The organism is Pseudomonas sp. PME37.24/006 (assembly GCF_055556635.1).
In genome coordinates this window covers 1-521 of record NZ_JBVHNL010000012.1, presented here as the reverse complement: position 1 = coordinate 521, position 521 = coordinate 1, and the positions used below count along the sequence as shown (strand labels likewise).

The following is a 521-nucleotide window of genomic DNA, read 5'->3' as shown; positions in this document are numbered from 1 at the left end:
CAGGTACGGCAGGACCGCCTTCGGGCTCGCCTCGGCGATCGCGGAGCTCGCGACCGCGGCGGTGGCGAGGTTCGAGAACGCCTTCACGTGTCCCACGTTCGCCGGAAGGAGCGACGCCAGGTACTGCCCCGCAGACCCTTCCACGGGTCGCCGCAGCTGCACGCCCGTGGGCGTGACGTCCAGCGGGTTGGCGACGTCGATCAGGATCTTGCCGTCCAGGAGGTCCCCGAGTGCAGAGACCACCGCCTGCTGCGGGGCGCCCCAGAGGGTGGTGAGGGCAAGGAACGGGGATGCCTGGGCGGCTTCCTCCAGGGATGTCGCTATGTCGATGCGGGCATTCCGCGCGATCGGTCGGAGTCGCCGGGCGGCGGCCTCAGCCTTCGCCGGCTTGTAGTGGAACAGGCTGATGTTCCAGCCCGGGTTCATGCTGGAAAGGAACTTCATCAACGCGCCCGGACGCTCCGGGAATTCGAAGCGATACAGCAGTTCATCGCCCGCCAGTTCACTCTTGCCGCCCACCA

At 67.9% G+C, this 521-nt stretch carries 1 protein-coding gene; it reads right to left on the bottom strand.

What is annotated here, in order from left to right; genetic code table 11:
- Positions 1-521: NAD(P)-binding domain-containing protein (locus tag ACZ3GY_RS23640; protein WP_465912167.1), on the bottom strand; the 521-nt coding region annotated here is incomplete at both ends.